This window comes from Streptomyces sp. SCSIO ZS0520 (assembly GCF_025643355.1).
Lineage (GTDB): Bacteria > Actinomycetota > Actinomycetes > Streptomycetales > Streptomycetaceae > Streptomyces > Streptomyces physcomitrii.
Genome location: NZ_CP092644.1, coordinates 4,302,451 through 4,322,237, shown reverse-complemented (window position 1 = coordinate 4,322,237; position 19,787 = coordinate 4,302,451). Strand labels below are relative to the sequence as shown.

Here is a 19,787-nt window from a genome sequence, read left to right as displayed (position 1 = left end):
CGGCGGGCCCGGTGCCGTGTCTCAAGAGAACGGTGCCCGCATCGACTCGACAGCACAAGCGAAAAGTTCTGCAGGATCGTTAAGCTGGACTACATGTTGGACGTCAGGCGTATGCAGGTGCTGCGGGCAGTGATCACCAGTGGTTCCGTCACCGCGGCGGCGGCGCACCTCGGGTACACCCCTTCGGCGGTGAGTCAGCAGGTGGCCGCCCTGGAGAAGCAGACCGGGGTCGCGCTGCTCGAACGGGTGGGGCGCGGGGTCCGCCCCACGGCCGCCGGGCGGCTGCTCACCGAGCACGCCGCCACCCTCAGCCGGAACCTCGCGGAGGCCGAGACCGCCCTCGCCGAGCTGCGCGCCGGGCGCACCGGAAAGCTCACCCTGCACTACTTCGCGACCTCCGGCGCCTCCCTGGTCGCCCCCGCCGTGACCCGGCTGCGCCGCGACCACCCGGGGGTACGCATCGACCTCCGCCTCACCGAACCCCAGGACACCCCCCTCGACGAGGTCGCCCGCGGCCACGCCGACCTCGAACTCCTGGTCCGCCCCCGCGGGACGGGCGAGTCCCTGCCCGAGGGCATCCGCCTGGTGCATCTGCTCGACGACCCGTACGCGGCGGTGCTGCCCCTCGGCCATCCGCTGGCGGACAAGGAGGTGCTCGACCTCGCCGACCTCGCCGGGGAGCCCTGGGTCGGCAGCGAACCGCCCGGCCCCTGCCTGGCCCCGGTCCTCGACGCCTGCGCGGCGGCGGGCTTCAGCCCCGACTTCGCGGTGGACAGCCGGGACTACGCGACCGCGCAGGGCTTCGTCGCCGCGGGCCTCGGCATCGGCCTGATGCCCCGGCTGGGCCTGGGCACCCGGCACCCCGGCGTGGTCGTCCGCCCGGTCCGCAATCCGCAGCCGGTCCGCGGCCTCCAGGCGGCGGTCCGCGAGGTCGCCCTGGAGCAGCCGGTCCTCGTCACCCTGATCGAGGCATTGCGGGAGGCGGCGGGCCAGGTCTGACCGACGCCCGCCACCACCCCTGCCGCCTGCCTGCCCTGGCCCCTCCGCTCCCGAGCCCCGCCTGCCGCACCCCGCATCCTCACCGCACTCGAATCTCCGCCGCACCCGGGTCTCGGCCGCCCCCGGGTCTCGGCCACCCGCGGGTCTTCATCGCCGCCCCGACCCCCCGGGCTCGCCCCTCACCCGTTCGGACACCGCCCGCTGGGCTCGGCCGCCGCGCCGCCGGAGGATCGGCGGCAGGCGAGTACCGGCCGCCGCGCCCCGTCGTGGGCGTATCCAGCAGTGGGGGCGGGTGAACAGCGATGGCGCAGCAGGGCAGCGGCCCGGACCGGGATCCGGCCGAAGAGCCCGAAGGCACGCCTCGCCCCGGGTCCGCAGACCGTCCTGAGCCTCCGGACCGTACTGAGACCCCGGACCGTACTGAGACCCCGGACCGTACTGAGAACACGGGCCGTACTGAGGCGCCGAACCGTACTGAGTCCCCGGACCGGACCGCGGCCCGGAGGCGACCCGGGCTGCTCGGCCGCCTCTGGTTCTCCGAGCATCTGTGGTCGCTGGCGGGCTGCCTGATCGCCTGTCTCGTGGTCGCGTACGGGCTGCTGCCGCTCGACCATCCGAGCCTGCGCCGTCCCGCGCTCGGCTGGACGCTCTTCCTGCTCGCGCTCGCCGTGGTGGCGGGGCTGCTGCTGTGGCACATCAAGCAGGTGCTGCGGGAGCACACCGACAGCCACTCGGGGCTGGTGATCGCCTTCCTGGTGTGCCTGTCGGTCCTTGTGTTCTCCGCCGGGTACTTCGTGCTGGCCCAGGAACCGGGGCAGATGGGCGGGCTGCGGACCCGGCTCGACGCCCTCTACTTCACCGTGACCACCCTGGCGACCGTCGGCTACGGCGACATCAGCCCCCGGGGGCAGGCGGCCCGGCTCGTCACCATCCTCCAGATCAGCTACACCTTCGTCTTCCTCACCGCGGCGGCCACCGCCCTCAGCACCCACGTACGCGAACGGATCGGCCAGGGCCACAAGCACGGCCGACCCCACTCACCCCGCCACGGCGGCGCGGCAGGGCACCTCGAGCCGGGACACCCCGAGCCCGGACCCACCGAGCCCGAACACGAGCAGCACGGGAACGAGCAGCACGGGAACGAGCAGCACGGGCACGGGGAGCGCTCGAAGTAGCCGCGCGCACCCCTTCACCCCCCGTCTCCCCCACCGGCCTTCCGTGCCGCCTCGCAGGCCGTGCGGAGGTCCGGCCGGCGGGCGGGGCCGGCCAGGCCCAGGTGGTAGAGGTGCAGTTCGGCGGCGCCGGCGCGGGCGAGGCCGGGGATGTGCTCGGCGGGTACGGGGGCCGGGGCGACGGCGGTGACATAGCTCCCGAGGGCCACCCGCTCCGGCAGCAGCGCGCGGGCCCGGGCCGCCGTGCGTACCGACTCCGCGCCCGGGACCCAGGCCGGGGCGACCACGGCGTCGACGTCCTCCGCGGCGGCCGGGGTCAGTCCGGGCAGGGCGCCGGTGGCCCAGGGGTCGGGGCTGGCGTGCAGGACGCGGCGGACCCCGGTGGGCACCGCCTCCAGGACGGCATGGCGGAGCCGGTCGGTGGCCGACTGGCGGGTGGTGAGCAGGAGGCGGCGCAGTTCCTCCGGCAGCGCGTCGGCCTCGGTGGTCAGGTCCTCGTCGTGGAGCAGCCGGTGGGTCTCGGCGCGCAGCCGGGCGCGTACCTCCTGCGGGTCCAGGCCCGCCGCGCTCCAGGCCCGGGCGCAGGAGGGGCAGCAGCAGACCGAGAGCAGGCGCTGTACCGCGGGTGACCAGACGGCGTCGGTCTTCTCGTGCTGGTGCTGGTGGACGGCGCCGAGCGGGCCGCAGGCCTCCAGGACCACCGTGTCGGGCCGCGTCCCGCGCAGCGACTCGGCGGTGAGGGTGGCCGCGTAGGCGCGCACCCGGGGCTCGGCGGGGCAGAGCGCCCAGGGGTAGTGCTCGCCGAAGCAGTTGGTGACCGTGCAGTCCGGATGGGCGTTGCCCAGCAGGGAGTTGTGGGTCAGCACCAGCCAGGCGGCGGTGCGCAGCCCGCTCCCGGCGAGCAGGCGCAGGGCCTCGCCGCCGCTGTCCGGGCCGCGGACCCAGTCCGGCGCCGCGGGGCGCAGCGCGGCCTCCCGCCAGGCCTCCTCGCGCACCGGGCGGTACAGGGCGGCGTGCCGCGCGAGCACCGAAGTACCGTGCGGGGAATGGGGAGTTGCGGCGCGGGCGCTGTGGTACGCGAGCGCCACCGCCACCTCCTCGACCCCCAGGTCCACGGCCCGGCGCGCGAAGTCCGGGTCGTCGAGGACATCCCAGGGGTACGCGTAACCGGTGATCCTCACGGCGCCCCCTCCCGTACGGCGGCATCAAGCCGCACACCGACTTGCTGACGGAGCGTCATGACGGCTACCACCGTGCCGTGTTGGGTGTGAAGTGCGGGACGAAGCGGCGCATGTAGGTGACGTCGTCGCGGTGGGTCAGGCCGGAGCGTTCGTAGGTCTCGTGGGCTCTGGCGAGGGCGTCCGGGTCGAGGTCGATGCCGAGGCCGGGGCGGTCGGGGACGGTCAAGGCGCCGTCGGTGAAGGTGAGTTGGCCGGGGGCGATGACATCGGTGGTCTTCCAGGGCCAGTGGGTGTCGCAGGCGTAGCTCAGGTGGGGCGTGGCGGCGGCGGTGTGCACCATGGCGGCGAGGCTGATGCCGAGGTGGCTGTTGGAGTGCATGGACAGTCCGACGCCGAAGCTCTCGCAGACCGTGGAGAGCGCCTGGGTGGCGCGGATGCCGCCCCAGTAGTGGTGGTCGGAGAGGAGTACGCCGATGGCGCGGGCCCGCAGTGCCGGTTCCAGGTCGGCGTGGCTGACCACGCACATATTGGTGGCGAGCGGCATCGGCGCCCGCGCGGCGACCTCCGCCATGCCCGCGATACCGGGGGTGGGGTCCTCCAAGTACTCCAGTACGCCGTCGAGTTGCTCCGCCACCCCCAGCGAAGTGTCCACCGTCCAGGCCGCGTTGGGGTCGATGCGCAGCGGGTGGCCGGGAAAGGCCTCGGCGAGTGCCCGCACGCCCTCGGTCTCGCGCTCCGGTTCGAGGACCCCGCCCTTGAGCTTGATCGAGCGGAAGCCGTACTCCCCGATCATGCGGCGGGCCTCCTCGACCAGCGCCTCGGGGGTGAGCACCTCCCCCCAGGGGTCGGCCGGGGCGCCGGTGTCCGGGGCGTGGGCGGCGTACTTGTAGAAGAGGTACGCGGAGAAGTCGACGCGGTCCCGGGCCCGGCCGCCGAGGAGTTCGCAGACCGGGACGCCGAGGGCCCGGCCCTGGGCGTCCAGGCAGGCGGTCTCGAAGAGGGAGAAGACCGTGGCGGCGGTCTTGCGGGCGGAGAAGCCGCCGGTGAGTCCGTGCTGGTCGGTGACGACCCGTCCGGCGAGGGCGCGTTCCAGGGTGGCGCGGATGCCCTGGAGGTCGAAGGCGTCGTGGCCGAGGAGTTCGGGTACCGCCTCCCGCACCCGGTCCAGGAAGGCGAGGTCGCCGTAGGACTCGCCGAGGCCCACGATGCCGTCGTCGCAGACGAGTTGGAGGATGCCGCGCAGCGCGTAGGGCTCGTGGACGCCCATCACGTTCAGGAGCGGCGGGTCGGCGAAGGCGACCGGGGTGAGCACGGCCTCGCGGATGCGCAGGGCGCTCCGGCGCTCGGGGGCACGGCGGCCGCCCCGGCGGCGGGGCCCCTCGCTGCTGGTGCCGGAGTAGCTCACCGCGCCACCTCCGCCAGGGCCGCGTAGCCCTCCGCGACGATCCTCTCCAGCCTGCGGAGTTGGTCCGTACCGGGCTCGGCGAGCGGCGGGCGCACCGGCCCCGCCTTGTCGCCGCGCAGCCGGGCCGCGGCCTTGACCAGGGACACCGCGAAGCCGGGCGTCTCGTCGCGCAGCGCCACCAGCGGGAGGTAGAAGCGGGCGAGCAGGGTGTCCATCACGGCGGTGTCGCCCTCGGTGAGCGCGCGGTGGAAGCGGTGGGCGATCTCGGGGGCGAAGCAGTGCACGGCCGAGGAGTAGCGCGGGACGCCGATCGCCGCGTAGGCGCGGGCGGAGACCTCGGCGGTCGGCAGCCCGTTGAAGAAGAGGAACTGCCTTGCCCGCTCGGTGCCTTGGGCGCGCACCGCGGTGACGATGCGGCTCATCAGCTCGATGTCGCCGTGGCCGTCCTTGAGTCCGGCGACCGAGGGGATGTCGAGGAGGCGCAGGACGGAGCGCTCGGTGAAGACGGCGGTGGCGCGGTGGTAGACGACCACCGGCACACTGCTCCCGCCGACCGCGTACCGCACGAAGTCGACGAGTCCCTCCTGCGGTCCGCCGACCAGATAGGGCGGCAGCAGCAACACCCCGTCGGCGCCGCCCTGTTCGGCCGCCGCGAGGGAGGCGCGGGCCGCCGCGGCGCCGCCGCCCGCGCCCACCCACACCGGCACCCGTCCGGCCGCCGCCTCGCGGGCGCGGGCGAGCAGCGCGGCGTGCTCCCCGGGCGCGAGCGAGCTGAACTCGCCGGTGCCGCAGGCCACGAAGAGCGCGCCCGCCCCGGCCGCCACATGGGCCTCGACCGCCTGGCCGAAGGCGTCCAGGTCGATGTCGAGGCTCTCGGTGAAGGGGGTGAGCGGGAAGGCGAGGAGACCGTCGAGGCCGCTCGGGTGCGGCGTGGAGGACGGGGTCGGCTGGGGCACCGGGCCGGGCGACTGTGCCATGGGTCCTTCTTTCGGGCTTTCGGCGGGGCATCGGGTGGGGCGGCGGAACCGGAGCGCGGCTCAGGGCGGCCGGGGGCGGGCGACTGCGGGACCACCGGCGGCCCCAGCCGCCCGGGCGGCCGAACCGGCAAGCGGAGTACGGGTGTTCATACGAGAGCCGTGGAGCCGTCGTCCTTGCCGCGGGGCTCCTCGTCCGTGCCCGCCGGGGAGGAGGTGCCGTACGGGCCCCGCTCGTCCTCGCCGCCGATCGCCTCGACGAGGGCGTCGGTGGTGGCGCTGCGCTCGGGGGCGAGCAGGCCGAGGCCGGTGTAGAGGGTGAGGGAGACCAGGACCGGGGTGGCGATCAGCGCGGTCTGGCCGGTGTCGAGGACGTAGTACACGAGGGCGTAGGCAAGCAGACCGCCGGCCCAGGAGGTGAGTGCCGCGCGGGCGCCGCAGCGGCGGAAGGCGGGCAGCATGCCGAGGAGCAGCGGGATGGAGATCGGGCCCATCAGGGCGGCGACCCAGTTGACGACGATCTGCAGGACCCCGCCGAGGTTCTCGGCCTGGGTGGCGACGCCCATGGTCAGGAGCACGAAGACGACCGTGGTGAGGCGGGCGGCGGTCAGTCCCTGGCGGTCGGTCCAGGTGCGGGCGCGGCGGCTCATCACCGGGATCATGTCGCGGGTGATGACGGCGGAGATGGCGTTGGCGTCGGAGGAGACCATCGCCATGGTGTGCGAGAAGATCCCGGCGAGCACCAGGCCGATCAGGCCCGGCGGCAGGAACTCGGTGGTCATGATCGCGTAGGCGTTCTCGGGTTTGTCGATGCCGGGGATCAGCAGCGGCGCGGCGAACATCGGGAACATCAGGACGAGCGGCCACAGCAGATAGAGCAGCGAGGACAGCGCGGCGCCGCGGCGGGCCGCGTGGGTGTCGGGCGCGGCCATGTAGCGCTGCGCCAGGTTCCACATGCCGCCGTTGTACTCCAGGGTCTTCACCAGGACGTAGACCAGCAGGAAGACGGTGGTGTACTTCGGGGTCGTCGGATTGTGGTGGCTCGCGGGCAGCTCGCCCCACAGGGTCCACAGGCCCTCGATCCCGCCCAGCTTGCCGAGCACCACCACGATCATGACGAGCGCGGCGACGGCCTGGATGACGAACTGGCCCAGCTCGGTGAGGGCGTCCGCCCACAGCCCGCCGACCGTGCAGTAGAAGAGGGTCACCACGCCGGTGATGAGGATGCCCAGGTTGTAGTCGACGCCCGCGAAGACGTGCAGCAGGGTGGCGACCGCGAACCACTTGGCCGCGATGTCGAAGATCTTCAGCAGGCTGCCGCTCCAGGCCAGCGCCTGCTGGGTGGTGACGCTGTACCGCTTGGCCAGGTATTCGAGCGGGGAGGCCACGCCGAGCCGGGAGCGCAGCCGGTTCCAGCGCGGCGCGAACAGCCAGGTGCCGATGCCCACGCCGATGCCGATACTGGCGAAGCCCCAGAAGTAGACGGTGATCCCGCTGGTGTAGGCGACGGCCGCGTAGGCGACGAAGAGCACCGCGCTGTAGCCGGACATGTGGTGCGAGATGCCGGTCAGCCACCAGGGCATCCGGCCGCCCGCGGTGAAGAAGTCCTTGACGTCGCCCACGCGTTGGTGCGACCACCAGCCGATCAGCACCATCAGACCGAAGTACGCGCACATCACGGTCCAGTCGAGTCCGTGCACGGCCGACCCCCTTCTCGTCCTGACGCCCGGCCGGCCGCGGTCGTCCCCGCCGCGCCCGCTCCTCCCACGCGTCCACCCGGGCCACCGGAGCGGCGGCCGCCCTCCACCTATCCACATACGTGAATTGACTGTGTTATGGTGAACGAGTTCATCCATGGGAATTTCGTTCCGGGACGCTAGCCTTACCGTGGTCGGCAGTCAACGGCCAGGACAGAACTGAACGGAACTGAGGGGCGACATGCCGAATAAGGGCGAGCGGGCCGCGCGTTCGGGCACGGCCGCGAAGGCGGCGGCGAACGGCGGGCCGGCGGCCGGGGCGGCCGAGTCCGGCGGGGTGAAGTCGGCGCGGCGGGCCATCGAGCTCATCGAGGCCTTCGCGGCCACCGACGCCTGGCTCTCCCCCTCCGACCTGCACACCGGCATCGGCTTCCCGCGCTCCAGCCTGCACGGACTCCTGCGCACCCTCCTGGAGGCGGGCTGGCTGGAACTCGACCAGAGCTCCGGCCGCTACCGCCTCGGCGTGCGCGCGCTGATCTGCGGTACGGCCTACCTGGACCGCGACCCGGTGGTGCCGTACGCCACCGAGACACTGGAGAAGATCCGCAGCGAGACCGGCTGCACCACCCACTTCGCCCGCCGCAACGGCGCCGAGGTGGTCTACCTGGAGACCCGCGAGGCCAAGCGCTCCACGCACCTGATCTCCCGCGTCGGCCGCACCCTGCCGGCCCACGCCACCGCGCTCGGCAAGGCCCTGCTCGCCGAGCTGACCCAGGAGGAGATCGACCAGCTGCTGCCCGCGAAGCTGCCCGCGCTCACCCCGCGCACCCTCGTCTCCCGCGCGGACCTGCACGCCGAGTGCGCCCGCATCCGCGAGAGCGGCTACGCCTCCGAGGTCGAGGAGGGCACCTCCGGCGTACGGTGCGTGGCCGCCGTCATCCCCTACCGCATCCCCGGCACCGACGCGCTGAGCTGCTCGATGCCCGCCGCCGAGGTCACCGACGCCGAGGCCGCGCGCATCGGCGAGGTCCTCGCGGACGCCACCGCCGACCTCGGCCGCAGGCTGCGGCGCGCCGGGGTGCGGTGACCCGACCCCGGGGCCCGCGGCCCCGGCCCACCTGAGGAGAGCTGCACATGGCGGAATCCACGGCCCCGGCGACCGGACGCGCGCCGCACCAGCGGGTGCTGATCACCGGCGCCGCCGGCACCGTCGGCACCCTGATGCGCCCGCGGCTGCGGCGCCCCGGGCGGACCCTGCGGCTGCTCGACCTGGCCGCGCAGCCCGCCGCCGGGGACGGCGAGGACGTCGAGCTGCTGACCGGTTCGGTCACCGACCCGGAGGCGATGGCGGCGGCCTGCCGGGACGTGGACGCCGTGCTCCACCTCGGCGGACTCAGCCGGGAGAACACCTGGGAGGCCACCCTCGACGTCAACATCCACGGCACCCGCACCGTCCTGGAGGCGGCGCGCGCGGCCGGGGTGCCGCGGGTGATCCTCGCCTCCAGCAACCACGCGGTCGGCTTCCGCGACCCCGCCGAGGGCGGCCCCGGGGGCCTGCCCGCCGACTCCTCGCCGCGCCCCGACACCTACTACGGGGTGAGCAAGGCGGCCATGGAGGCGCTGGGCAGCCTCTACCACTCCCGGTTCGGCATGGACGTGCTCGCCGTCCGCATCGGCTCCTGCTTCGAGACCCCGCTCGCCCTCGGCCCGCGCGGGCTCGCCACCTGGCTCTCCCCCGACGACGGCGCCCGCCTCTTCGAGGCCTGCCTCACCGCCCCCTCCCCCGGCTACCGCCTCCTGTGGGGCGTCTCCGCCAACACCCGCCGCCACTACTCCCTCACCGAGGCCGAGTCCCTCGGCTACACCCCGCAGGACGACGCCGAACGCTTCGCCCCTCAACTCGACCCGGACGGTGCCGCGTTGACGGACCCCGATCGGTACGTGGGGGGTGGCTTCTGCACGATGCCGCTGGGGGAGGCGGAGCCCTCGGCAGCCACGGCGAGCGCACCCGCCGACTCGCCGCCGCTGGGGGAGGCGGAGCCTTCGGCAGCCGCGGCAAGCGCACCCGCCGGCTCGGCGGAGCCTCCCGAGACCGCCGCCTCCGCCGTCTGGAGCGTCGACCCCCGTACGGGGACGCGGCGCGAGCAGGTCGCCGTCGAGTCGGGGGCGGCCGAGGTGGACCGGGCGGTGCGGGCGGCGGCCGGGGCCGCCGAGGCGCTGCGGGACCGGGTGCGGCGGGCGGCCTTCCTGCGCCTCGCGGCCGCGGCCCTGGAAGGCGCCGAGGACGAGATCGTGCCGCTCGCCGACGCCGAGAGCGCGCTCGGCGCACCCCGCCTCAGCGGTGAACTCGCCCGCAGCGCCTACCAGTTGCGCTCCTTCGCCGAGGTCGTCGAGACCGGCGGCTACCTCGGCCTGCGCATCGACCACGCGGACACCGGACCGGCCCGCCCCGATCTGCGCCGGATGAAGGTCCCGCTCGGCGTGGTCGCCGTCTTCGGGGCCGCCAACTTCCCGCTGGCCTTCAGCGTGCCCGGCGGCGACACGGCCAGCGCCCTCGCCGCGGGCTGCCCGGTGGTGGTCAAGGCCCACCCGGACCACCCCGCCACCTCGGAGCTGTGCGCACGGCTGCTGCGCGGGGCCGCCCGCGAGAGCGGACTCCCGGCGGACGTCCTCTCCCTGGTGCACGGCTTCGAGGCCGGCACCGCACTGGTCCGGCACCCGCTGACCGCCGCCGTCGGCTTCACCGGCTCGGTACGCGGCGGCCGCGCCCTGCACGATCTCGCCGCCGCCCGCCCCCGCCCCATCCCCTTCCACGGCGAACTCGGCAGCCTCAACCCCGTGGTGCTCACCGCCCGCGCCGCCGCCACCCGGGGCGCCGAGCTGGGTGCCGGGCTCGCCGCCAGCTTCACGCTCGGCACCGGCCAGTTCTGCGTGAAGCCCGGCCTCGTCCTCGTACCGGCTCAAGAGCCCTCGGTGGAAAGGGAGTTGGTGAAGGCTGCGGCGGAAGCACCGGCCCGGCCGCTGCTCGATCCGCGGATGCGGGAGGCATTCCTCGCCGGGGCGGCCGAGCGGGCGGCACTGCCCGGCGTCGAGGTACTGCTCGAAGCGGGCGCCGAACCGACCGCCGAGGCCCCCCTCGCGGTACGCCCCGGGGTGCTCGCCGTCCCCGCCGCCCGGCTGCACGCGCGGCTGACCGAGGAGTGCTTCGGCCCGCTCACCGTCCTGGTCCGCTACGCCGACGAGGACGAACTCAGCGCGGTCCTAGGCCAGTTGGACGGCAACCTGACCGCCACCGTGCACCTCGCCGCCGAGGAGCGCGGCCCCGGCGCCGAGGCCCTCCTGCGCCGCCTCGAACCGCTCGCCGGACGGCTGGTCGTCGACGGCTGGCCCACCGGCGTGGCCGTGGCCCCGGCGATGCAGCACGGCGGCCCGTACCCGGCGTCGACCAGCAACACCACCTCGGTCGGCACCGCCGCCATCGACCGCTGGCTGCGCCCCGTCACCTACCAGAACACCCCCGACGCACTGCTGCCCCCCGAACTGCGCGAGGCCAATCCGCTGGGGGTGCCGCGGGAGTTGAGCGCGTAGCCCGGCTCGGATACGACGCACCGGATCCCGTCACCGAGGACGCCCGTTCGAGGAGCGCTATGCGTGGGACCTCGACGCACTACGCGTGGGACCTCGACGCCGATGACGTCGTCTTCAACGCCGATGAGGTCGTCTTCGCGGGCAGCCCCGGCGTCAAGGTGTCGGGGTCCGAGGAAGTGGATGGCCTCAGGGCCATGCGGCGAACGAGGGAGCCAAGGGGGACATGCGCAGTCACCACTGGATGCCCTGCTCCGTCTCGCTCGCCGTCAGCAGGCGGTTCGCGGTGTCCAGGCCGCCCGGAAGGGCGGCGGCGGACAGCAGCCGTTCGGCGAGGGCCTCGCCGGTCTCGGGTGGGACGACGAGGAGTTCGAAAGTGCCCTGGGTCTCGGAGTCGAGGACGATCTTGTGCGGGTCCCGCCGGTCGGTGAACCAGCCGACCTGCACGGTGCAGCCCTCGACGTGCACCTTGTGCGGGATCAGCGGCCAGTGGGCGGGATTGACGCGGGCGCCGCCGATCGCCCCGCACCGCTCGGCCAGGGCCGCGGCCAGCGCGGGCAGTTCACGTGTCAGATCGCGGGACCGCGGCCACCAGGCACCCACCGGCCCGCGCTCCCCGGTCGGCCCGCGCTCCCCGGCTTGGTCGCCCCGGTCGGTCCCGTCCATCCCTTCGGGCACCAACGACAGGCGGGCCGACGGCAGTTCGTGTCGGCTCGCCCTGGTCTTCCCGGGCTTCGTCTTCGTACGGCGCAGCGTGATGTTCATGGTGCGAACCTGCCTCCGGGGACGTCTCGGCGGCTCCGGCTGATCGATCACCGGCAGCGGCACCGACGGCCGGGCCGGTGCACGGGACTCCCGGTCATTCCACCGTACTCCGCCCCCTTTCGGAGGAAACCGACCGTGCGGGTGCGAGCGCGCACGGTATCCGACCTCGACCCGCTCACCGCTCGGTGATCGAGGCAGTGAGTTCAGTAGTCGAGGGTGTGCTCGCGGACGATGTCGAGGGCCTCGCCGGTGGTGGAGAGGCCCGCCTCGGGGCGGTCGACGGTGAAGTACTCGCGGAAGTCGTCGCTGCGGTGCCGGGACATCAGCGCGATGGTGCGGTCCCAGTCGCCGCCGTCGGGGCCGTCCTCGGCCCACAGGTCGAGCAGGGAGCTGCCGATCCGGCCCTGGACCGCGTCGCCGCGGTCCCAGTCGCTGTCGCGGTCGTTGCGCAGGTCGAAGGGGGTGCCGTCGACGTCGACATAGCGGTAGTCGCCGAGTGCGTACGCGGCCGCCGCGTCGGCGAAGCCCTCGGTCCAGGCGCAGCCGGGGGAGCTGGCGAGGGCGAAGGTGTGCTCCTCGCAGTCGGGGGTGGCGGGCAGCCAGTGGCCGTAGAGCTGCCACTGGAGCCAGTGCCCGGCCTCGTGGAGGATGGTGTGCCGGGAGTCGGCGTCCCCGGCCGCGAGGACGACCTGGTCGCTGTCGCCGACGTCGAAGTAGCCGCCCTCGGTCTCGTCCTTGCCCCAGGAGAAGGTCAACTGCTCGCAGGCGTCGTCGGGTTGGCGGCTCGTCCAGCAGAGCGAACCGCGGGAGTTGGCGTCGGAGGCGGGCCAGTACAGCTCGTTGAGGGTGTCGACGATCTTCCAGGCGGGCTGCTGGCCCCGGGGCACCCGCACCACACCGAGGCTCTCGGACGTGCGCACCTCGGGCAGGTGCCGGGACTCGAAGGTGTACTGGGCGCCGGTGCCCGGATTGACCACCCGCCACAGATTGGCGCTGCTGGAGCGGAACTTGAGGTGCACCTCGGAGAGCGGCCCGCCCTTGTCGGCGCAGGCCTTGAAGCCGCCCTTCTCCGCGCCGGTCAGCCCGGCGGCGAGCATCCGCGGCTGCGCACCGCCGCCCGCCCTGCCCCACAGCTCCCAGTTGGCGTTCCGGGCCGGCGCCGAGGCGAGCGGCTTGCCGGTACCCGCCTCCGCGTCCCGGTGCGCATACCGCAGCGAGCCCCGCAGGCAGACCCGGTCCCCGTCCCCGTCCGGGGACCCGGCACAGCCGACCGGGGCGAGCAGCAGCAGGGCCGCGAGCAGCCCGCCCCCGGCCTGCCACCGGCGCCCGCGCCCCGCCCGCCGCCGCGCACCCCCGCTGAACCCGCTCATCCCGACGCCACCGCTTCTGCTCCCTCACCCGTGCCCGTACCCCTTTGGCCTGCAAGGACGAAGTATCGGACGGAATTCCGGTACGGGCGAGTAACGGTGGTACGGGGACGGGTGCGGCCCGCGCCCCGGTGCACGCACAGCTAAGGAACTGTGCACGGACAGCCAATTCGCCGGAGCCCGGAGCTGCGTATTTTGGCCGCGTCGGGCAGATCGAGACCACGGGAAACTTCCGTGCGCTGCCCGGCGGACTCACCCAGAGACCGGGACGAGGGACTCCCCGCCCGGCGCTCATGGAAGGGAACCACCATGTCAGGAACGGCAGTTCACACTCACGGAACCCTCTCACGCAGGTGCGGCGCGGATGACGATCAGGACAGCGGCTGGGGCTGAGCGGACGAGGCGGCCCCCGCCAGTTCCTTCTCGAACGGATGCGGTCCGATGTCCTCCGGGGCGGCGGTCGGGTCGTAGAGAGGGGTGTAGCCCGCGGTCAGGTAGAGGTTCTTGGCCTCGGGCTGGCGGGGGCCGGTGGTCAGGTAGAGGCGGGTGTAGCCGCGGGTGGCCGCCTCCTGTTCCAGTTCGGTCAGGACCCGGCGGGCAAGGCCCCGGCGGCGGTGTGCCGAGTGCGTCCAGACCCGTTTGACCTCGGCGGTCGTCGCGTCGTAGCGGCGGAAGGCGCCGCCCGCGATCGGCCGCCCGCCGGTCAGCAGGAGCAGCAGTACCCCGTGCGGCGGGGCGAACTCGGTGTCCGGGTAGCGGGTCAGCTCGCGGTGCGCCTCGGGGCCGTAGCGCGCGGTGTACTCGTCCGCGAGTTCGCGGAGGAGGGGCGCGGCCAGCGGGTCGGAGACCGCCACCTGGACGACGGTCAGGGCGGAGGAGGACGTACGGCTGCTCGCGGGGGATGCGCTGGCTGCGGCGCGGGGACCGCCCTCGGCGCCCGTACTACTCGCGGCGTCCGTACTGCCCGCAGGGTCCGTACTACCCGCGATGTTCGGGGTGTTCCGGGGGTTCGGGGCGCTCGGGGCGTCCGCAGTGTTCGGGGCCTGGGTGCCGTCCACGGAGGTGGTGTCCACGGAGGTGGTCATCCGGCCACCGCCACCGCGGCGGCCGGGGCCGCGCCCGCCTCGGCGTCGGCCTGGATCTTGGCGAGGAGGTGCGGGCCGCGGTCGGCGCCCTCCCGGTCGCGCCGGGCGACGCCCTCGCGGACCAGCGGGATGACATGGCGGCCGAAGTCGATCGCGTCGCCCAGGAGGTCGTAGCCGCGGGCCGAGAGGATGTCGGTGCCGAGGTCGTAGTAGTCGAGCAGCGCCTGGGCGACGGTCTCCGGGGTGCCGACCAGCGCGTTGGAGTTGCCGGCGCCGCCGCTGGCCGCGGCGGTGGGCGTCCACAGGGCGCGGTCGTAACGCTCGCCGCGTTCGGCGAGGGCGAGCAGCCGCTGCGAGCCGGTGTTCTCGGGTGCGGTCAGCCGGGTCTTCAGCCGCGGGTCGGTCACCGTGGCGCGGCGGGCCCGGATGGTGGCGACGGTGCGGTGCGCCTTCTCCCAGGCCAGTCGCTCGGTCGGCGCGATGACCGGCCGGAAGGCGACCTGGATGCGCGGGGCGTCGGTGCGCCCGGCCGCCTTGGCCGCGGCGCGGACCGCCTCGATCTGCCGGGCGGTGTCGGCGAGCGACTCGCCCCAGAGTCCGTAGATGTCGGCCTCCGCGCCCCCCGCGGCGTACGCGGCCGGGGAGGAGCCGCCGAAGGAGACCCCGGGGCGCGGCTGCTGCACCGGGAAGACATCGCTCACGAAGTCGTGGAAGCGGTAGAACTCGCCCTCGTGGTCGAAGCGTTCGCGGTGCGTCCACACCTTCTTGACGATCTCGATGTACTCCCGGGTGCGGGCGTACCGCTCGTCCTTGGTCAGCAGATCGCCCTCGCGGGCCTGCTCGTGGTCGTTGCCCCCGGTGATGAAGTGCACCGTGAGGCGGCCGTCGCTGATCTGGTCCAGGGTGGCGAAAGTGCGGGCCGCGTAGGTCGGGTACGAGACGTTCGGCCGGTGCGCGAGGAGGATCTCCAGCCGGTCGAGCCTGCTCGCCAGGTAGGCGGCGGCCGGGGCCGGGATCGGCGAGTCGGAGCCGTAGGCGAAGAGCACCCGGTCCCAGCCGTGGTCCTCGTGCGCCCGGCCGAGCCGCAGCGTGTACTCCTTGTCGAAGGACGGACCGGAACGCACGTCCGTCTCCGAGCCGTTGTGGGTGGCGGCGATGCCGAGGAACTCGACGGGCATGAGGGGCAGCCTTTCGCGGAAAGAGCGGGCGTGCGGGGGGGGGCGGGTATGCGGGGAGGGCGGCGACGGGTCGGGAATCGGGAAGGGCAGAAGGAGCAGGCCGCTGCGGGACGGCTCAACTCCCTTGCGGGTGCGGGGCTTTGCGGTGGACTTCCGGCGGCTTCCGGCAGCTGCCGGTGGCTTTCCGGTACGAGGCGGTCCCGTACGCGGACCTCCGATTCCTGGACCGCCCGTACGCGGACCTCCCGTACGAGGGCTTCCGGTACGAAGACTTCAGGGGAAGCGGCGGTACGGGCGACAGGGCGCGGAGGGCGGGAAGGAGGGGAGCCGGTGGTGCGCCGGGCGCGGGCGTCGCTGCCGGGGCGGGCGCGGTCCTGCGAGGTCAGCGGCTACAGGAGGCGGACCACACGCGGCCGAAGTCGATGTGGTCGCGGGTGACCAGCGGCAGGCTCCTCTGCATGGGGCCAGTGGAACACCGGGCATTCGGTGCGTCAACCACGCTTTCGGGAGCCCGGGCGCTCACCTGCGGCGGTTGATGCGGCGTTCATCGCGCCGATACAGAGTTCATGCGGGTGTCACCTTCGGCGGGCAGGCGGGTCGGGGTGGGGTGGGGCAGGTGGGGTGAGGCAGGCGCCGGGCGGGGGGGGCTCCGGGCAGCCGCTCCCGCCGGCCCCTCCCGCGCCTCGCACCCCTCCCCTCACCAGCCCTGCCGGGCCGCCGCTGCCACCCGGACCGGTTCCTCGCAGGCGAGGAGGTCGATCAGGAGTCCGCGGACGAGGGCGAGGACGCGGGTGGCCCGTGCCTCGGCGGCCTCGCGCGGGACCCCGGGCTGGGCCGCGACGAGCAGGGCGAGCCACTCCCGGGCCGACTCGGCCGCGAAGCCCTCCCAGGGACCCGGCTGGTGGCTCAGCGAGAGCAGGAAGGCCTCGTAGGTCAGCCGTACGGCAGGGCGGCGGTCGGGGGCGGAGAGCCAGCTCCAGAGCCGGTCGGCCAGGGCTTCGAAACCGGCCGGTGAGGCGGGGCTCGTCGGGGACTCCCGGCCCGTCGGGGACTCGGGGTCCGTCAGGGACTCGGGGTCCGTCGAGGACTCGGGGCCCGTCGAGGACTCGGGACGGGTCAGGGCCTCGGCACGGGTCAGGGGCCCGGTACCGGCCGGGGACTCGGAACCGGCCAAGGTGCCGGAAGCGGAGGTCGCGTCCGGGGCCTCGGCACCGGCAGCCGTCGCCGGGTCCAAGGCAGCCGCTACCAGGGCGAGTTGCTCGCTGCGGGCCCGGCTGAGGAGTTCGCGGAGCAGGCCGTCCTTGCTGCCGAAGAGGTAGAGCAGGACCCGGGGGCTGGTGCCGGTCGCGGCGGCGAGGGGGCGCAGCGAGAGGCCGGTGAGGCCGTGGCTGAGCAGGTAGGCGTAGCAGGCGTCGAGCAGTTCGGCCCGGCGGGCGGAGGGCGGCGCCCCCCGGCGCGCGGAGGGCGGCGGCCCGACTGCCTCGGCCACCGCGCCCGTGTCAGCCACCGCGCCCGCCGTGCCCGCCTCGGCCGCCGCGCCCGCCTCGGTGCCGCCCGCGGCTCCCTCGCCCATGTACGCCTCCCGGTCCTGGTTCGCCTGGCTGCCGCCGGATCCGCTGACCCTGGCTGCCACCAGTGTCCTTGCCCTCGACGCTGCCGGTGCCGTTCCGCCCCCGCCGGCAGTGGGCCACCCCCGTGGTCCGCCTGCGGTAGCGTCACTGAAACTACTGTTTCAGTTGCTTCGGTGGAGGTGGCGGCATGGGCGTGGGCGTGGACTTCTCTCTTGCGGGCAGGCGGGCGCTGGTCACCGGCTCGGTGCGTGGGCTTGGTCTGGAGATGGCGCGCGGGCTCGCGGCGGCCGGTGCGCGGGTGGTGCTCAACGGGCGGGAGCGGGCGAGCCTCGACGAGGCGGTGGCGCGGCTGCGCGCGGAGGGGCTTGAGGCGACCGGCGCCGCCTTCGACGTGACCGAGCGCGGGGCGGCCGAGGAGGCGGTGGCGGCGCTCGGCCCGCTGGACATCCTCGTCAACAACGTCGGCCACCGGGACCGGCGCGGCTCCGAGGAGCTGACGCCGGAGGACCTGGCGCGGCTGCTGGACGTGCACCTCACCTCCGCGTACGCGCTGAGCCGGATCGTCGCCCGGGACCTGAAGAGCCGCGGCAGGCCCGGACGCCTCATCAACGTCTCCTCGGTGATGGCGCGGCTCGGCCGCCGCGGGGATGTCGCCTACACCGCCGCCAAGTCCGGCCTGGACGGGCTCACCCGGGCGCTCGCGGCCGACCTCGGCCCCTTCGGCATCACCGTCAACGCCGTCGCCCCCGGCACCTTCGCCACCGACGTCAACGCCCGCCTCGCCGAGGATCCCCAGTGGACGGACTGGCTGAAGTCCCGTACCGCGCTGGGGCGTTGGGGCAGGCCGGAGGAGATCGCGGGGCTCGTGGTCTTCCTCGCCGGCCCGTCCTCGTCCTTCCTCACCGGCCAGACCATCGCGGTGGACGGCGGGATGACGACGACCTTCTGACCGCCGGGCCACCCCGCCGCGTACCGCCGTCCTCAGGCCGGGTCGGGCACCCGCAGCCGGAGCAACTCCGCGTGGCGCAGGGCCTGGTCGAGGAGTTGGGAGACGTGGTGGTCGTAGAGGTCGTAGACGACGCTGCGGCCGCGCCGGGTACCGGTGACCAGGCCCAGCTCGCGCAGCAGCCGCAGTTGGTGCGAGCAGGCCGACTGCTCCATGCCGACCGCGCTCGCCAACTCCGTTGCGGGGCAGGGTCCTTCGCGCAGGCGCGCCAGTATCCGCAGCCGGGAGGGGGTGCCGAGGGCGTGCAGGGTGGCGGCGGCGTCCCGGGCGGTCTCGGCCGTCAGCCGGGTGTGCGGCGGAGCGGTGCCGCTGCCGACCCCCGGGCCTGCAGGAGCGTTCATTCCGTGGCCCATGCGCCGCATCCTACGGACCGGGGCGCAGGTCGGTCCGCTGAGCGGGGCACCGCGTCCGATATCCGCTCCCGGCGAGGCTCTCCCCGGCCATCGACGCCCTCGGCATGCGGCGCCCGCCCGTTCGTACGCCCGGTCGGCACGGCTCCCGTGCCCCGGCCCCTGGCGGCGGACCGCCCGGCCGGAACCGCAGGAAGCAGCTCAGAACCGGTCGGCCGGTAGGCCCGGCGGCGCCGCCTGCCGCGCGCGGCGGCCCTCCGGCCGGGCGGGTCCGCGCCTCCCGGGCCGGGACGGGGCACCCGGACCGGCGATTGGCCGGAATACATCCCTCGGTCCCGCCGGAACCCCTTCCCCGGAATGTCCGTCATTCAGGACAAGAGGGGGGATGAGCGAGAAGGAGGAGCAGCCATGAGCGTCGAGCCGCCGCAGGCATGGAACCCCCAACCGCCCACCTCCCGGGGCGGGTTGACCGGAGCCGCGTTCCCCCCACCCGGACCGCCGCCACGACCCGGACAGCCAGTGCCGCCCGGGTCGCCGGTGCCGCCCGGGTCGCCGGTGCCGCCCGGGTCGCCGGTGCCGCCCGGGTCGCCGGTGCCGCCCGGGTCGCCGGTGCCGCCCGGGTCGCCGGTGCCGCCCGGATCGTCGCCCGCGCCGGAGGCGCCCGCCTCGCCGGAGCTGCGGTTCGCGGTACTCGGGCCGCTGACGGTGGAGCGGGACGGGGCCCCGGCCCACCTCGGGGCGGTCATGGAGCGCTCGCTGCTCGCCCTGCTCGCGCTGCGCGCGGGCGAGACCGTCGCCCGGGAGGAGGTCATCGACGCCCTGTGGGGCGAGCATCCGCCGCCCTCCGCCTGGTCGCTCGTGCACAGCCATGTGGCGCGGCTGCGGCGCTGGATCGAGCCACGCCGCCACACCGGCCCGGCCACCATGCTGGCGGGTGACGAGGGCTACCGGCTCCAGGTCACCGCCGACCGCCTCGACCTGCTGCGCTTCCACCAGGCGGCGGAGCGGGCGGAGGCCGCGTACGCCCGCGGACCCGCCGCCGCACGGCCGCTGTTCGCGGCGGCGCTGGGCTGCTGGCGCGGACCCGTCCTCTCCGACCTGCCGAGCCGTCTGCGCGAGCACCCGGCCGCCCTCGCCGCCACCGCCCGCCGCATCGACACCGCCCTCGTCCACGCCGAACTCGCCTGCGCCCAGGACGCGTTCGAGGACGCGCTCGGCCCGCTCGGCACCCTCGCCGAGGAGGAGCCGCTGCACGAGGGCCTGGCCGCCCGCCTCATGCTGACCCTCGCGGCGGCCGGGCGCCCGGACCCGGCCCTGGAGGTCTACGAGGCACTGCGGCACCGCCTCGCCGAGGAGCGCGCGACCGCCCCGGGGCCGGAGGTCGAGCGCGCCTACGCGCACCTGCGGGAGACCCGGGGCTGAGCCCACCGCCCCCGGCGGCACCTCCCCCGC

The 19,787-nt window shown here is 74.5% G+C and carries 16 protein-coding genes and 1 pseudogene; 7 read left to right on the top strand and 10 right to left on the bottom strand.

The window, feature by feature from the left end; translation table 11 throughout:
- Nucleotides 1–93: 93 nt before the first annotated feature.
- Nucleotides 94–999, top strand: coding sequence for a LysR family transcriptional regulator (locus tag MID12_RS16930; protein WP_040251695.1), 906 nt, complete (start codon nt 94–96; stop codon nt 997–999).
- A 581-nt stretch (nt 1,000–1,580) separates the two neighbouring features.
- Complete coding sequence (locus tag MID12_RS16925) at nt 1,581–2,174, top strand: potassium channel family protein (protein ID WP_263168266.1); 594 nt, start codon at nt 1,581–1,583, stop codon at nt 2,172–2,174.
- A gap of 14 nt (nt 2,175–2,188) precedes the next feature.
- Here the strand turns inward: MID12_RS16925 and MID12_RS16920 are convergent, their stop codons facing one another.
- The 4 genes from MID12_RS16920 to MID12_RS16905 form a co-directional block, all read right to left on the bottom strand.
- A complete protein-coding gene (locus MID12_RS16920; RefSeq protein WP_263168264.1) occupies nt 2,189–3,352 on the bottom strand; it encodes a hypothetical protein in 1,164 nt (387 codons plus the stop codon).
- 64 nt (nt 3,353–3,416) lie between these two features.
- Entirely contained in the window at nt 3,417–4,682 is a 1,266-nt protein-coding gene (locus MID12_RS16915; protein ID WP_263173209.1) for an enolase C-terminal domain-like protein, read from the bottom strand.
- A 71-nt stretch (nt 4,683–4,753) separates the two neighbouring features.
- The gene (locus MID12_RS16910; RefSeq protein ID WP_263168263.1) at nt 4,754–5,734 is read right to left on the bottom strand and encodes a 5-dehydro-4-deoxyglucarate dehydratase; all 981 of its coding nucleotides are present in this window, start codon (nt 5,732–5,734) and stop codon (nt 4,754–4,756) included.
- Between the two features lie 146 nt (nt 5,735–5,880).
- Complete coding sequence (locus MID12_RS16905; RefSeq protein ID WP_263168261.1) at nt 5,881–7,431, bottom strand: sodium:solute symporter family protein; 1,551 nt, start codon at nt 7,429–7,431, stop codon at nt 5,881–5,883.
- A gap of 238 nt (nt 7,432–7,669) precedes the next feature.
- Here MID12_RS16905 and MID12_RS16900 point away from each other — a divergent pair, with 238 nt between their 5' ends.
- The 3 genes and pseudogenes from MID12_RS16900 (at nt 7,670) to MID12_RS16895 (ending at nt 11,016) form a co-directional block, all read left to right on the top strand.
- On the top strand, nt 7,670–8,515 hold the full coding sequence (locus MID12_RS16900; RefSeq protein WP_052482408.1) for an IclR family transcriptional regulator: 846 nt from the start codon (nt 7,670–7,672) through the stop codon (nt 8,513–8,515).
- A 47-nt stretch (nt 8,516–8,562) separates the two neighbouring features.
- Nucleotides 8,563–9,093 (top strand): annotated as a pseudogene (locus tag MID12_RS32480) (NAD-dependent epimerase/dehydratase family protein); the annotation flags it as partial.
- 297 nt (nt 9,094–9,390) lie between these two features.
- Entirely contained in the window at nt 9,391–11,016 is a 1,626-nt protein-coding gene (locus tag MID12_RS16895; RefSeq protein WP_411577070.1) for an aldehyde dehydrogenase (NADP(+)), read from the top strand.
- Nucleotides 11,017–11,247: 231 nt separating this feature from the next.
- On the opposite strand, the gene MID12_RS16890 is transcribed toward MID12_RS16895, so the two are convergent.
- From MID12_RS16890 to MID12_RS16870, 5 genes are all read right to left on the bottom strand, one after another.
- Nucleotides 11,248–11,778, bottom strand: coding sequence for a DUF5994 family protein (locus tag MID12_RS16890; protein ID WP_263168256.1), 531 nt, complete (start codon nt 11,776–11,778; stop codon nt 11,248–11,250).
- 203 nt (nt 11,779–11,981) lie between these two features.
- Nucleotides 11,982–13,148, bottom strand: coding sequence for a metalloprotease (locus MID12_RS16885; RefSeq protein ID WP_263168255.1), 1,167 nt, complete (start codon nt 13,146–13,148; stop codon nt 11,982–11,984).
- A gap of 368 nt (nt 13,149–13,516) precedes the next feature.
- Complete coding sequence (locus MID12_RS16880) at nt 13,517–14,014, bottom strand: GNAT family N-acetyltransferase (protein ID WP_263173208.1); 498 nt, start codon at nt 14,012–14,014, stop codon at nt 13,517–13,519.
- Nucleotides 14,015–14,226: 212 nt separating this feature from the next.
- Entirely contained in the window at nt 14,227–15,408 is a 1,182-nt protein-coding gene (locus tag MID12_RS16875; protein WP_263168253.1) for an LLM class flavin-dependent oxidoreductase, read from the bottom strand.
- A gap of 697 nt (nt 15,409–16,105) precedes the next feature.
- A complete protein-coding gene (locus MID12_RS16870) occupies nt 16,106–17,041 on the bottom strand; it encodes a TetR/AcrR family transcriptional regulator (RefSeq protein ID WP_263168251.1) in 936 nt (311 codons plus the stop codon).
- 125 nt (nt 17,042–17,166) lie between these two features.
- On the opposite strand from MID12_RS16870, the gene MID12_RS16865 reads away from it, so the two are divergent.
- A complete protein-coding gene (locus tag MID12_RS16865) occupies nt 17,167–17,928 on the top strand; it encodes an SDR family oxidoreductase (protein ID WP_263168250.1) in 762 nt (253 codons plus the stop codon).
- Between the two features lie 32 nt (nt 17,929–17,960).
- Here MID12_RS16865 and MID12_RS16860 read toward each other — a convergent pair whose 3' ends face one another.
- On the bottom strand, nt 17,961–18,338 hold the full coding sequence (locus MID12_RS16860) for an ArsR/SmtB family transcription factor (RefSeq protein ID WP_040251679.1): 378 nt from the start codon (nt 18,336–18,338) through the stop codon (nt 17,961–17,963).
- 624 nt (nt 18,339–18,962) lie between these two features.
- On the opposite strand from MID12_RS16860, the gene MID12_RS16855 reads away from it, so the two are divergent.
- Nucleotides 18,963–19,757, top strand: a complete 795-nt coding sequence (locus MID12_RS16855) for a BTAD domain-containing putative transcriptional regulator (protein WP_263168248.1) — start codon at nt 18,963–18,965, stop codon at nt 19,755–19,757.
- Nucleotides 19,758–19,787: the final 30 nt, after the last annotated feature.

What these genes read in the sequence shown, in the direction of transcription:
- MID12_RS16930 (WP_040251695.1), top strand. Translation starts at nt 94, where the DNA reads ATGTTGGACGTCAGGCGTATGCAGGTGCTGCGGGCAGTGATCACCAGT.
- MID12_RS16910 (WP_263168263.1), bottom strand. Translation starts at nt 5,734, where the DNA reads ATGGCACAGTCGCCCGGCCCGGTGCCCCAGCCGACCCCGTCCTCCACG.
- MID12_RS16900 (WP_052482408.1), top strand. Translation starts at nt 7,670, where the DNA reads ATGCCGAATAAGGGCGAGCGGGCCGCGCGTTCGGGCACGGCCGCGAAG.
- MID12_RS16895 (WP_411577070.1), top strand. Translation starts at nt 9,391, where the DNA reads ATGCCGCTGGGGGAGGCGGAGCCCTCGGCAGCCACGGCGAGCGCACCC.
- MID12_RS16890 (WP_263168256.1), bottom strand. Translation starts at nt 11,778, where the DNA reads ATGAACATCACGCTGCGCCGTACGAAGACGAAGCCCGGGAAGACCAGG.
- MID12_RS16885 (WP_263168255.1), bottom strand. Translation starts at nt 13,148, where the DNA reads ATGAGCGGGTTCAGCGGGGGTGCGCGGCGGCGGGCGGGGCGCGGGCGC.
- MID12_RS16875 (WP_263168253.1), bottom strand. Translation starts at nt 15,408, where the DNA reads ATGCCCGTCGAGTTCCTCGGCATCGCCGCCACCCACAACGGCTCGGAG.
- MID12_RS16865 (WP_263168250.1), top strand. Translation starts at nt 17,167, where the DNA reads ATGGGCGTGGGCGTGGACTTCTCTCTTGCGGGCAGGCGGGCGCTGGTC.
- MID12_RS16860 (WP_040251679.1), bottom strand. Translation starts at nt 18,338, where the DNA reads ATGGGCCACGGAATGAACGCTCCTGCAGGCCCGGGGGTCGGCAGCGGC.